Origin of the sequence: Methylotuvimicrobium buryatense 5G, assembly GCF_000341735.1 — a bacterium.
GTDB lineage: Bacteria > Pseudomonadota > Gammaproteobacteria > Methylococcales > Methylomonadaceae > Methylotuvimicrobium > Methylotuvimicrobium buryatense.
On the sequence record NZ_KB455575.1, the window covers coordinates 396,704 to 409,341 of the forward strand.

Here is a 12,638-nt window from a genome sequence, read left to right on the forward strand (position 1 = left end):
TCTGCGCCCCTGCGTCTCTGTGCGAGTAATTTTTAAGTCTTCAACGGCGGGGCAGGTTGGGCGATTTTGCGCAATAAACGTCCGAGTAAATCCGAGCCGGTAATGATGCGGCGTTGATTATCTTCCCAAACCAAGATCAAATCCTCGTCGATGACGTCGTCGCCCGGTTTTTCAGAGCGAACGGTAAGGCGGTGCAGTACTTGGCCGAGCGGTCGAGTCGAATCGAACACGACTAGCGGGTGATGGCAGAGCGATTGCGGATCGAATGGCGTAGCTCCGAATAAAGCTCTGCGTAAGAAGGTTGGTGCGCTCAGTATTCTACGAGGCTCGCCGCGGTCGTCGACCAGCACGACCCATTTTTTACCGGAGGCGGCAACTTTTTGTAAAAATGGGTCGTCGGCATTGCGTTGTAATGTTGGGAACACCGGGCGGCCGTCACGAAACGGTAAGTTAATCACGCTGCGCGGGTCGAGCGGTTCGCCTTCCTGGCTGACCGGTATGTCATCGAGTTTCAGAAAATTGATCGCGCCGGTGGCTTCGACTTGGCTGATTTCGGTGTCGATTTCCCGCGCGTGAAGCTCAAGTAGTTGATGCACCTCATGTTCCCTCAACCAAGGGATGCCTTCCTGGCCGATCCAGGCATCAAGAAGTTTGCCCGATGGCCAAGCCAGCGGCCACAGTAAGACTTGATAAAAGCGTAATAAAGGCGTCAGGAAACCCGCTACGCGTAGCGCATGACGCGAAAAATATGCTTGAGGAACGATTTCGCCGAATAGTGTGATCACGACGGTCGAGAAGAAAAAAGCCGATAAACCGAACAATACCGAATCGGCCAATAGGGTTAACAAGACATTGACCGAGACGTTACCCCACAAAATAGCGGTCAGGGTAAAGTTGGAATTCCGGCGTAACGCCAAAACCCGGCGGGCATTTCGGTCGCCTTTTTCGGCGGCGGTTTCGAGATGCAAACGGCTCAAGCTGAATATCGCCAGATTCAGTCCCGATAATGACGCCGATTGCGAAAGGCAAATGACGATGCCGGTCCAAATAAATAGTGGGCTTAACGGCCATGCGTCGGCGAATGCAATAGCGTCGAGCGTCTCTTGCCAACCGTATAAAACGACTTGCCATGCTTCGGGATCAAGAGCGTCGGTTCGTAAGCCCGCCAAGACAAATGTGATAATTGCCAGCAGGATGGCGGTCAGGGTCCCGGAATGGCGGGCTTTAATATGTAGCATCGGCGATTCCTTTAGACGAGGTTGAAACGTTCCGAATAAACCCGGTTGAGTGCGGCTCCCCGGGCGATCAAAATCGGTTCGACACTGTCCATCATCGGCGGCGGGCCGCACAGAAAATATTCGATCGACTCGTTATCATCGGGTAGATAACGGGCGAGTAAATCCTCATCGACGTAGCCGGTCTCGCCGCTCCAATCTTCCGGTGGATTTGTAATGACGTACACCAAGGTCAACGGCAATTGGGCAGCCATCTCATCTAACTCTTCTCGAAAGAGGATGGCTTCGGCATCCGAACAGGCATAAATCAGCCATAAAGGAGAATGAGCGCCCAGCTCGCGGTAGGTTCTCAACATGCTGATAATCGGCGTGATGCCGACGCCGCCGGCAATGAATACAGTAGCGCGCGAGCGGGTCGCATCGTGAAAGAATACGCCGTAAGGGCCTTCCAGCCAAGCGCGGGTGCCCGGTTTAACTTCACTTAGTCCGCTGGTGAAGTCGCCGAGCGCCTTGGCGGTAATCTCCAATCGTTCCGGATGGGCTGCGCTCGAGCAAATCGAAAAAGGGTGTTGTTGGAGCGAAAACGGTGAATCGCCTAGCGTCAACCAGGTAAATTGTCCGGGCCGGAATTTCATTCCAACGTGGCCTTCGGCCTCGAACACCAAGGTCGTGGCTTGATCGGTTTCAGCTTTGGCTTCAATGACGCGCCACGGCTGCCGGAGCATTCTTAGGGGGCGCAGAAGGCGGGACTCGATAATCAATAGTAGCGACAATCCGATCAGGCACGCCAAGACCGCTTTTTTCCAATCCTGAGCGAAATAGTTGTTGACCAGCAGTGCGTGCCCGAGTCCGCCAACAATGATCAGCAGTGGCAAGATTCCGTGAATGAGGCGCCATAGCTCGTAGGGCAACCGGAATTTCGTTCGCCACAGAGAGCTTGTGACTAAGAATAGGGCGGCGGCGACGACGAAACCTAAAGCCGCGGCGCGTAAAAAATTGACTCGAGGGTCGATATAAAGAAGCAGATAGCCCGGATCTGCGATGAACATCGCTGCCGGATGTGATAGCACTAATAAGAGGGCGAAGATGCCGAGTTGGCGATGGAATTGCAGGATATTGTCCATACCGGCGCCTTGAGCAAACCAGCGTTGGCGTCCTGAAATAACGGATTGCATTGCCAGAGCGCCGAGCGCGAGAGCGCCGAGCAGTGCACCGAATTCAGCCGCGAATGGACGTGCCGGCGGCGCTTGAAAGCCGATCGCTAGTATCAGCGGAAGAAGCACTATGCCCAAATAGACGACGATCCACGTCAGCGCTTGTCGGAAACCGTATTTCATTTGTGTGTCCTCATGGATAATCGACAAATAACGGCGTCAACCATCGGCTTTTATACCTTTTGCACTTCAAATTTCGGCATTAGCCTCAGGAGTTGTTGGAGCTTGTTCGGCTCGACGGCGCCTATCAGTCTAACGACCGCACTCTCTTGGTTTTGTGTACTTTAACAGTAATTCGGTAGTTAAACCATAAACCTAAATTTGGCAGATTAACCATGAAGTACATGAAGTGCATAAAGGATTTCAAGAAAATACCTAAATATTCTCGCTAATCTATTCGATGAGCGAAATTTTTATGCAAACCATCAGCAAGTCATTCGGGTGTGGAATTCGCACTATTGCTAATCTGTATCAACTCTGCCGCGATACTGACTGCGATCTCCTCGGGCGTATGGCTATGGATCGGCAAGCCCATGGGACCTCGAATGCGTTGCAGTTCATCGGCCGACAGTGTTTCGGCAAGCTTGGCTTTGATTTGGGCGATTTTTTTGCGGCTACCCAATACGCCCAGATAGTCGACTTTTTTGCCGGCCAAGCGCTCGGCTATTTTCTGGTCGGCATAATGACTATGCGTCATGATCAAGACATAGATCTGGCTGCCTTCCGGTATCGCGGTGCCGATTTCGCGGTACGGCAGAGTCAACTTTTGCCGAGCATACACATTGCGCGTTAGGGTGTCGAGATTTTCGCGTTCGTCGATCACGGTGATGTCGAAATCGAGCGTCGCCAGGATTCTCGACAAGGCCAGACCGACATGACCGCCGCCGATGATATAAGCCTGTTTGGACCAACCGACGGATTCCTTATACCACCAATCGTTGTCGCCCTGCCGGGTAAACCGGCACGACTCAGGCAAGGTCTGCGCGTCATCGAATGCGATACCGGCCGGCGACAGTGTCAACACGCCTTGCGGATTATCCGCCAAGCTTCGGAATAAGGCGGACTGATCTTGCCGGCAAGTATACAGCAGAACGGTTTGTTCGCCGCCGCAGATCATGCCGGATGCTTCGCCGTCTCTTGTCGGATGATGCTGCAAGCGTCTCAGCCTCGGCTCTAAACCATCCTCTTGCAAGGCCGAACGGGCTTCTTTGAGCAAGGCGCTTTCAAGCGCACCGCCGCCGATCGTGCCGAAGCATTCGCCATGCGACGTCACCGCCATTTTCGCCCCTGGCTTGCCGGGCGAACTGCCATGACTTTCGACGACGATCATGAGCATGACGGACCGATACCGTGTTAGCCGGTCCGCAAGCCAGTGCCATAAAGATTCCGATTTAGCCAAAGAATGCCTCACTCATCGCGTAATAGACCGCCATCATAGCCGAAAAAATCGCGCTGCTGATGAAACGCCAGCGCAGCGGAATATGATTTTGAATCAGGTAATTGGCTGTTAGCGCCAGCGGCACGATGCGCAGAAATGAGGCCAAACCGATGTTCAGCAAGTGCCAGTGCAGTTCGGCAAAGCGGCCCGAAACACAATAGATCAATGCGATATGCCGCGCTATCCAGAGCGGATTGAAAAACGCCTGGGCCAGCAGGGCGCGTAGAATACGGTTGCGAAGATCGCTCCCTCCGAAACGACGCGCCAGCCAACTGAAATAGGCGGGAATTTCGATCGCATACAACGTCCCGCCGACCAGCATCATACCAAGCAATCGCGGCCATTGAAATTCGCCGGTCAAAAGCGCCGCCCAGCTATCGCCCGCAGCATAAATCAACGCGCCGGACACACCGTTACGCAACGTCAACAACGCCATTATCCTAAATCCGGTAGTTTAACCATGATGCACATGACGTTCATAAAGTCTTTCAACGGCTTGCTTTAAAATAGTGAATAACCTCACTGTGAAAGTTCGTAGATTGAGACTCTTTTATCTAATTTTTTGATATGCAAAAGCTCAGCAACGAAATTGCCGGTTCCGAAGAGGGTGCGGTTGCTCGATCGACAGGCGTCGGCGGCAGGGAAAGCCGCCGTCGAGCCTACAAGGACGTATTCACGGCGTCCTGTCGGGCGAGTGACCGCACCCTCATCTCCCCGAGAACTTTCATCAACCGGGGTGATTGCCAGGTCTTCATGAACATTAGAAGAGCAAAAATGATTTGCATAGGCATAATAAGCCATTAAATGATCTTCGTATTCTTCATGGTGAAATGTTTTTTCTTGGATCATGACTCAGCATACAAGGCCAGCAACACTTTTTCCGGCGTCATCGGCGCGGTGAACTCCGGTTCAAAGGCCGGATTGAAAGCCTGTATCGCCTTGATCAGCGCGAAATACACGCCGATGCCGTACATGAACGGTGGCTCCCCGACCGCTTTCGAATGCAGAATCGCGGCCGGATTGTCCTTGGCCACAAATTCGACGTTGATTTCCGGTGCGAAATGAATATCGGGAATCTTATAGGCGGTCAGCGTATCGTTCAGTAAACGGCCCTGGCTATCATGACGGATATCTTCGATCGTCATCCAGCCCAAGCCCTGCATCAGACCGCCCTCGACCTGGCCGAGATCGACCTCAGGCGCGAGACTCTTGCCGCCGTCATGCACGATAGCGACTTCATCGATGCGATAAATTCCGCGCAAGCAATCGACCGTCACTTCGACGGCGGCGCAGCCGTAAACATGATAGGCGAAAGGCCGGCCCTGTTCCTTGCTTCTGTCGAAATAGACGCCGGGCGTCGCATAATGCGCATGCGCCGACAACGCCGTCCGGGACAGATAGGCTTCGGAAATCAATTGATTCCAGCCGATTGCGGTCGGCTGGCCGTTGAAATATACGCGTTCTTGTTCGATGACGATTTTATCCGCTTTGGCCTCGATATCGAGCAGTCCGGCCGCGACTCGCTTCAAACCCTGCAGAATCTGCCGGCAAGCCAGTAAAGTCGCCTGACCGTTGAGATCGGCGCCGACGCTGGCCGCGGTCGGCGACATATTCGCGATGCGCGAGGTATTCGTGCTTTCGACCTTGACGCGCTCCCGATCTATCGAAAAGGTCGACGCGACGATGTTTCCGATTTTTTGCTTGACGCCTTGGCCCATTTCGACCGCGCCGCAACTGACGCCGACCGAACCATCGGCGTAAATATGCACCAGCGCGCCGGCTTGATTCAGAAAGGTTGCGGTAAACGAAATCCCGAAGCAGATCGGCATTAACGCCAAGGCTTTTTTCTCGAGTCGATGGCTCGCGTTGAAATCGTTTATCGCCTGTTGCCGCCGAGACAACGCAAGATTTTCCTGCAAGCGCTCCCAACAGAGGCCGGCCCGGCATTCTATCGCGGGCATGCCGTAAGGAAACGCTTGTCCTTCTTGCATTAAATTGAGGCGCTGAATTTCGGCTGCATCGATTTGCAATGCCGCCGCGGCTTTGAAAATCGCGGCTTCCAGCACGAACATCGCCTGCGGCCCGCCGAAGCCCCGGAATGCGGTGTTCGGCGGCAGATTTGTGCGGCAACTGACCGCAGACGCGCGCACGTTCGGAATGAAATAACTATTGCAAGCATGAAACAGCGTGCGCTCCAAGATAGCCAGCGAAAGATCGGCGACCGCACCGGCATTCTGGTAAAAATTGACGTCATAAGCCAAGATTTTGCCGCTGCGGTCCAAGCCGATCTTGAAGTCGGCATCGTAAGGGTGACGCTTGCCGGTCCAACGCATGTCGTCGCTTCGGCTCAATCGTATTTTGACGGGCCGTTGCAGACGGCTGGCCGCCAATGCCGCGATTGCGGCCCAGGCCGTCGCCTGTTCTTCCTTGCCGCCGAAACCGCCGCCGAGACGCAGCACATCGACTTCGACCTGCGTCATCGTCAGTTTCAACACGCGCGCGATGACCCGCTGCACCATGCCCGGCGACTGCGTGGCCGATACGACTCTTAAACCGCCGTTTTCCAGCGGATAAACGAGCGCGGTTTGAGTTTCCAGGTAGACATGCTCTTGCGCGCCCGATTGCGTCTTGCCTTCAACGATCACATCGCATGTTTGCCAGGCTTGCTCGATATCGCCGAGCGAAAAAATGCGCGGCGGCGCGATGTGCAGGCCTTGCCGGTGCGCCTCTCGGGCATCGAATACGGCGGGCAGTTCTCGATAGTCGACTTTGATGCGGGCGGCCGCGTGCCGGGCTTCGTGTTCGGATTCGGCAACGACCAAGGCGATCGGCTGGCCTTGATACATCACGGTTTGTTCGGCAAACAGTACCTCCTCGGTCTCGACATTGCCGATGTTGTTGTCGCCCGGTATATCGGCTGCGGTCATTATCGCGGCGACTCCCGAGCACGCCAAAGCCTCGCTGAAATCGATGCTTGCGATCAGGCCGTGAGCGATTGTCGACACGACAGGAAAGGCATGCAGCAAACCGGCCGGCGGCGCGATATCGTCGACGAAAGTCGAGCGCCCTTGGGCATGCAGTTCGAGATCATTAGCGTGCATGTAATTGCTCCCAGCGAATCGCTTCCGGAAATAGCTTCATGAAATGCGCGAAGATCAACTGTCTCAACAACAAACGTTTGTAATCGGCGGAACCGCGCAAGTCGGAAATCGGCGCGATTTCTTGCCGGGCGATATCGGCCGCGGCAGTTACGGTCTCCGGAGTTATCGGTCGGCCTTGCAAATAGTCGCAGGCCTTCTCGAAATAAAACGGCACCGGCGCGACGCCGCCGGCCGATAAACAGGCGCTGACGATGCGTCCGTCGGTATGCTCGATGCCGAGCGCCGAATTTACGGCGGCGATATCGAGATGCCGACGCATGCCGACCTTCTCGTAACTGAAACTCTGTGCCGCGGCTCGATTAAAACGGATGGCCTGCAAGCGTTCGCCGCTTTGCAAATCGACTTGTTTATAGCCTTGAAAAAAATCTTTGAGCGAAACGGTGCGGCATGCGTCATGCGAAACCAGCAGCAGACGGGCATTCAAGGCCAGAAAAAACACAGCTAGATCGGCAATCGGCGAGGCATTGACCAGATTGCCGCCGACCGTCGCGCGCGCACGGACCGGCGCCGAGCAAATCAATTCAAAGTCTTGCGTGACCGACGGAAACAATTGCCGAAACAACTTGGAGGTTTGAAGTTGTTCTATCGATGCCGCGGCATTTACGATGCAATCGTCAGCATCAAAACGAACACTGTCGGCGCTATCGGGCAAAAATGCCAATGGCCGGATGTGCAGCGAATGCGGTCTGGCCACCCATAAATCAGTGCCGCCGCCGACCAGTAACGCGTCCGGCGACGGCTCGACCGCATCGCGCGGCGCAAGGGCCGCGAGTTTCGCGGCAATCTCCGAAAAATAAGCCGGCAGAATTTGCCAGCGGACCAAATCGTCGATTCTGCATTCCGGCGGCGAGACGGACAGGTCGAATTGTCGGCAGAGCCGTGCTATCGCGCGTTTGATGCCGGCGTAACCGGTGCAGCGGCATAGATTACCGGCAAGCGCATCGATCGCGGCCTGTTCATCGGAAGTTTCGGCATTCAGAAAAAAACCGGTCAAGGCCATTACCAGGCCGGGCGTGCAGAAGCCGCATTGAATCGCGCCGCAATCGACCAAGGCGCGTTGAACCGGATTCAAGGATTCGGCGTTCAGGCCCTCCACCGTTACGACATGACAAGCGTCGATCGCGCCCAACGGTAACAAGCAGGCATTGACGGCCTGATAGCGTAAGCGGCCTCCGCGAATTTTTCCGAGCAACACTTGGCAGGCGCCGCAGTCTCCTTCCCGGCAGACGTCCTTGGTGCCGGTTAGACCTTGGCGCTGACGAATCAAATCCAGCACGACCCTTGCCGGGTCGGCATGATCGTCGATCGCTTTTCGATTCAAGATAAAACGAGTCATTGCGGAGTCACCGTCAGTGGCGTAAAGGAAAATGTTCGGCCGTCGAACAAACCCCGGTCGCTCAATTTCAATTCTGGAATGACCAGCAGAGCCATGAACGATAAGGTCATGAACGGCGCGCGCAGAGGCGAACCCAGTCGCTTGGCCAGTGCGTCCAAATCGGCATAGCGCGCCGCGACGCTGTCGCCGTCGGCGTCACTCATCAAGCCGGCGATCGGCAGTGGCAATAATTCGACACGCTCCCGGTCCGCTACGGCAATGCCGCCTCGCGCCGCGATTACCGCATTGACAGCTAGGCAAATGGCCTCGCTATCGGCGCCGACCGCGATGACGTTATGCGAATCGTGGGCTACGCTCGACGCCAATGCGCCTCGTTGCAATCCGAAGCCTTCGATGAAGGCCAGCGCCGGGCGGGCGGCTTCGTAACGATTGACAACGGTTAGTAATAACCGGTCGGATTCGATGTCGGGCACGATCTGTCCATGCACGATTTTAGGCGTGCGCAACACGGCTTGCGTGAACAATTCGCCGTCGAACGCTTTGATGACGCGGATTTGCTCGCCGCTCGCCGGCGCTTCGAGATCGGATGCGCTAATCGGTGCGGCGGCGAAGCGATTGACGGGGTTTGTTGCGTGATGCGTTAACAGGCTCTTGCCGTGCTCGGCAACTTTTTGGCCTCCAACCCAAGTGCCGAGTACGCTAAAGTCGGCCAGATTTTCGACCAGCACCGCATCCATGCGTTCGCCGACGCGCAGACGTCCGACCGGCAAATTATAATGATCGACCGGATTCCAACAGGCACAGCGCAAGACATCGAAAACGCTGTGACCGTGCGCGACGGCCCGGGCAACCAAGACATTGATATGACCTGCGACCAAGTCATCCGGGTGCTTGTCGTCGCTGCACAACATCACGCGCTCGGGAGCTTCGTCGATCAATGGATGCAATGCCTCGAAATTGCGCGCCGCCGAACCTTCCCGAATCAAGATGTGCATCCCGACCGCGAGTTTTTCGCGGGCTTCATCGAGCGTGCTGCATTCATGATCGGTCGAAATGCCGGCTGCCGCATAGCGCTTGACGTCTTCGCCGCTCAGGCCAGGCGCATGACCGTCGATCGGGTAGCCGAAACGCTTGGCCAATGCCAATTTTGCCGTAATATCAGGATCATCATGCAAAACCCCGGGATAATTCATCACTTCAGATAGATAACCTGCCTGCCGGTTTTCGAACAACCAGGCCAATTGTTCGCTGTCGAGGCGCGCGCCGGCCGTTTCGAACGGCGTTGCCGGCACGCATGAGGGCGCTCCGAACAATATCGGCATCGGCGTCAATGCGGCGCTGTCGCACATGAAGCGAATCCCGTCCAGGCCGAGCACATTGGCAATTTCATGCGGGTCGGATACCGCAGCGACGGTACCGTGCCGGCACGCGATTCGGGCAAATTCGTCCGGCGTCAACATCGAGCTTTCGATATGCACATGCGCATCGATAAAACCCGGCAACAGATAAGGTTTGTCCGGGTCTTCATCGCCCAATTCGATGATCGAGGCGATCGTTTCGTTATCCCAACCGATTTCGGACAAGACTATCCGCCGTTCGAGTATTTGAACAACATTCGCGATGATGCTTCCTTGATTTAGACTCACGTTCTTGGCCAATGGGTTTTCCTGGAGGCTTGATTAACCAATTTCAGATAATTTAGGCTCCGAAACTGTCTTATTATGTACATACAGCGACTGAGTCGGGTAGGCGAATTCAATGCCTTCCTGTTGGAACTGTTGGTAAATGTCCAGATTGATGGCTTGCTGCGCATCCATGTATACACCGTAGTCAGGGCTGAGCACATAATAGACGATTTCGAAATCGAGAGAGAACTCACCGTATTGAAAAAAATGAGCGCGATCGAAGCGAGTTTTATCTCGCTTCTCGACGATTGCTTTGAGCATTGCCGGAATGGCTTGCAGCTTTTCATAGGGCGTATCATAGACCACGCCAAGTTTGAATACCACGCGCCGCTCTTGCATGCGTTTGTAGTTGCGGATACGGGTGTCGAGCAGTTCGCCATTGGCGCAAATGATCTGCTCGCCGGTGAGGCTGCGCAACCGGGTGGTTTTGACGCCGATATGTTCTATGGTGCCGAAAAAGTCGCCGAAATTAACGAAATCTCCGATTACGAAGGGTTTGTCGAGCACGATAGACAGCGATGCGAATAAATCGCTGAGGATGCGTTGCAGCGCCAAAGCGATCGCGATACCGCCGATACCGAGACCGGCAACCAACGCGGTGATATCGATGCCGATGTTTTGCAGGATCAGTAGCAGTGCAACTGCCCATAACAACACCTGGCTAATGAAATTAAGGATTGCCAAAGCGCCCATGCTCGCGCCGTCGCGCTTGGTTTTGCGCGACAAAATACGGAAAATCCAGGCCCGTATAAAACCGCTCAGCCAAATCGCGATCTGCAGTGCGATGACGACTTTTGTGATTTTGGCGATCGTTGTGTCTGTGGCGGGGTCAAGCGTTAGCGATAATGATGCGAAAAAGACAGCGACGACCAGAAAAAAAATAAGATTGGCGCGTTTGACCGTGCTCAGAATTTCATTTGCTTGGGAGAAATGTTTGCGTTCGGCGGCATGCCTCAATCCGCGTATCAGAAACCAACGCAAAACGAATAATAAAATAAAGGTCACCGACGCGATGGCAAAGGCGTAAAACCAATCCAATAGCGAATTATGATTGATCTCCATGTTGATTAAACTTTTGATCCGATCGCTAAGGTTGTATTGCGAGGTTCTGGCATTAATATCTTCGATTAAGTATTGGTGAAGCCGGCGGCTTTCATCCATGGCACCGTTTAATTCGGTCAACGTGCCGATGATACTTTGTATGTGTTCGCTTTGACGGGATTCCCAAATGGGCTTGTCCGGTATCGTTTTGCTGCCGACTGCATTCAGTCGGCTTTGCCAGTCGCTGAGCCAAAGCTTGATGGTGGCTTGTTCTTGTTCGATTTGTGTAATGGCTGAGTTAGAATGCGATCGCCAATTCGGTAATTCCTGTTGTTCGACCGATTCATTGAATAAGTCATGGCGCTTTTGCCATATCTCCTTTCTTTCCGAAATTAATTTTAGTTCGCGTTGCGCGGCATCGGTTTTCGATTTAAGTGCTTCTAGCTCCAGACGGCGCGCTTCTGTTTCTTCAATGGCGTGTATATCTTCGAAAGAAGCCGCTTCCAGACGCTTCCTGGCTTGATCTAATAGGCTTTGTGCCTTTGATTGCTGATCGTTGAGTCGAGACAAATCGCGGTTCAGTTCGAATTGATGTTTGCGAATGCTCTCGTTTTTTTGGGTCAATTCCGAACTGTTGAAGCCGGCGTGTTGCTGTAAATAGTCGTTTTGACGACGTAATAGATCAAGATGGGTGTCGTAGACTGAAAACGTTTTTTCTTCGTTTTTCAGTTCCAGTTCGCGAAGCGTTTGTTGTTGTTCGGCGAGAGCATGTTCCAATTCCGCCGCTTTCAGCAGCAAGGGCTCGATTGCGCCATTTTGATTTTGTATTTGAGTCAGTTTGTCTTGTGTTTGTTTAAATGCCAGTTGCGTTTGCGCCAAGCCTTCTTTAGCGAAATCGACTTTGGCGCGAACTACTTTAACCCGGGCCGACTCTATGGCGAGTTGTTCTCGTGCGCGGTCCAAATCCAAAACTGAAAAAGGTTTTTCAGGCTCAGGCTCTTTCTCTAGTCGGGCAATTTCTTGTAAGTCGGCGGTTTTTTGTGCATCTAATTCCTGACTTCGATTGAGTTCGATGATTTGTGCCGTAAAGGTTGCCGCTGTTTGTTCCAGCAGTGCGAGTTGCTTTTGTAATAGTTCGGAATCTTGGTCCGATGCTTTTTGCAAACGCCGGTTGATTTCAGTTCTTTCATTTTCCAAGGCTTTACGACGTTCCGTAATGGCTTCGATGGTTTGGTCGAGCGTGGCGTATTCGGTGCTATTCTCGGGTTCCGTAGCTTGTTGTGCGTCTTGAGACCAGGCTACATTAAACGGTGCCATCAAGAAAAATAGCAATAGCCATAGACTTGGATTTCGGGTCAGTGAAATTGCTTCGTTGATGTTCATGTTTATTCCTCGAATTTATTAGTAGGCCGTTTTCGTAGCGTACTCGGTCATAAGTCGTGTTTACCAAAATGTCGCGGCATTGCAATCATCCCGGTTGTCAGCAATCAAAGTGTGTAAATTGGTGAAGGTGGAAACTTCGATTAAC

9 protein-coding genes are annotated in these 12,638 nt (G+C 53.6%); all 9 read right to left on the minus strand.

Annotated features, from left to right (window positions below; genetic code table 11):
• Positions 1–32: 32 nt before the first annotated feature.
• Positions 33–1,238, minus strand: coding sequence for a DUF21 domain-containing protein (locus tag METBU_RS0101850; protein WP_017839000.1), 1,206 nt, complete (start codon positions 1,236–1,238; stop codon positions 33–35).
• A gap of 11 nt (positions 1,239–1,249) precedes the next feature.
• Positions 1,250–2,572 carry a ferredoxin reductase family protein gene (locus tag METBU_RS0101855; RefSeq protein WP_017839001.1) on the minus strand — a complete coding sequence of 441 codons (1,323 nt, stop codon included), beginning with the start codon at positions 2,570–2,572 and terminating at the stop codon, positions 1,250–1,252.
• Positions 2,573–2,882: 310 nt separating this feature from the next.
• Positions 2,883–3,785 (minus strand): XdhC family protein, encoded by a 903-nt coding sequence (locus METBU_RS0101860; RefSeq protein ID WP_017839002.1) that lies wholly within the window; start codon positions 3,783–3,785, stop codon positions 2,883–2,885.
• Between the two features lie 55 nt (positions 3,786–3,840).
• Positions 3,841–4,323: a hypothetical protein gene (locus METBU_RS0101865; protein ID WP_017839003.1), complete on the minus strand. Its 483-nt coding sequence runs from the start codon at positions 4,321–4,323 to the stop codon at positions 3,841–3,843.
• 83 nt (positions 4,324–4,406) lie between these two features.
• Complete coding sequence (locus METBU_RS0101870; RefSeq protein WP_017839004.1) at positions 4,407–4,736, minus strand: hypothetical protein; 330 nt, start codon at positions 4,734–4,736, stop codon at positions 4,407–4,409.
• Entirely contained in the window at positions 4,733–6,988 is a 2,256-nt protein-coding gene (locus tag METBU_RS0101875; RefSeq protein WP_017839005.1) for a molybdopterin cofactor-binding domain-containing protein, read from the minus strand. The genes METBU_RS0101870 and METBU_RS0101875 overlap by 4 nt, the downstream gene beginning before the upstream one ends.
• Complete coding sequence (locus METBU_RS0101880) at positions 6,978–8,384, minus strand: 2Fe-2S iron-sulfur cluster-binding protein (RefSeq protein ID WP_017839006.1); 1,407 nt, start codon at positions 8,382–8,384, stop codon at positions 6,978–6,980. Before METBU_RS0101880 ends, METBU_RS0101875 begins: the two co-directional genes overlap by 11 nt.
• The gene (gene ade / locus METBU_RS0101885) at positions 8,381–10,030 is read right to left on the minus strand and encodes an adenine deaminase (protein ID WP_040575416.1); all 1,650 of its coding nucleotides are present in this window, start codon (positions 10,028–10,030) and stop codon (positions 8,381–8,383) included. Before ade ends, METBU_RS0101880 begins: the two co-directional genes overlap by 4 nt.
• A 33-nt stretch (positions 10,031–10,063) precedes the next feature.
• Positions 10,064–12,493: a mechanosensitive ion channel domain-containing protein gene (locus METBU_RS25685; protein WP_017839008.1), complete on the minus strand. Its 2,430-nt coding sequence runs from the start codon at positions 12,491–12,493 to the stop codon at positions 10,064–10,066.
• Positions 12,494–12,638: the final 145 nt, after the last annotated feature.

Bases quoted from the DNA above. Each gene is read 5' to 3' on its own strand.
- METBU_RS0101850 (WP_017839000.1), bottom strand. From the start codon at position 1,238: ATGCTACATATTAAAGCCCGCCATTCCGGGACCCTGACCGCCATCCTG.
- METBU_RS0101855 (WP_017839001.1), bottom strand. From the start codon at position 2,572: ATGAAATACGGTTTCCGACAAGCGCTGACGTGGATCGTCGTCTATTTG.
- METBU_RS0101860 (WP_017839002.1), bottom strand. From the start codon at position 3,785: ATGCTCATGATCGTCGTCGAAAGTCATGGCAGTTCGCCCGGCAAGCCA.
- METBU_RS0101865 (WP_017839003.1), bottom strand. From the start codon at position 4,323: ATGGCGTTGTTGACGTTGCGTAACGGTGTGTCCGGCGCGTTGATTTAT.
- METBU_RS0101870 (WP_017839004.1), bottom strand. From the start codon at position 4,736: ATGATCCAAGAAAAAACATTTCACCATGAAGAATACGAAGATCATTTA.
- METBU_RS0101875 (WP_017839005.1), bottom strand. From the start codon at position 6,988: ATGCACGCTAATGATCTCGAACTGCATGCCCAAGGGCGCTCGACTTTC.
- METBU_RS0101880 (WP_017839006.1), bottom strand. From the start codon at position 8,384: ATGACTCGTTTTATCTTGAATCGAAAAGCGATCGACGATCATGCCGAC.
- METBU_RS25685 (WP_017839008.1), bottom strand. From the start codon at position 12,493: ATGAACATCAACGAAGCAATTTCACTGACCCGAAATCCAAGTCTATGG.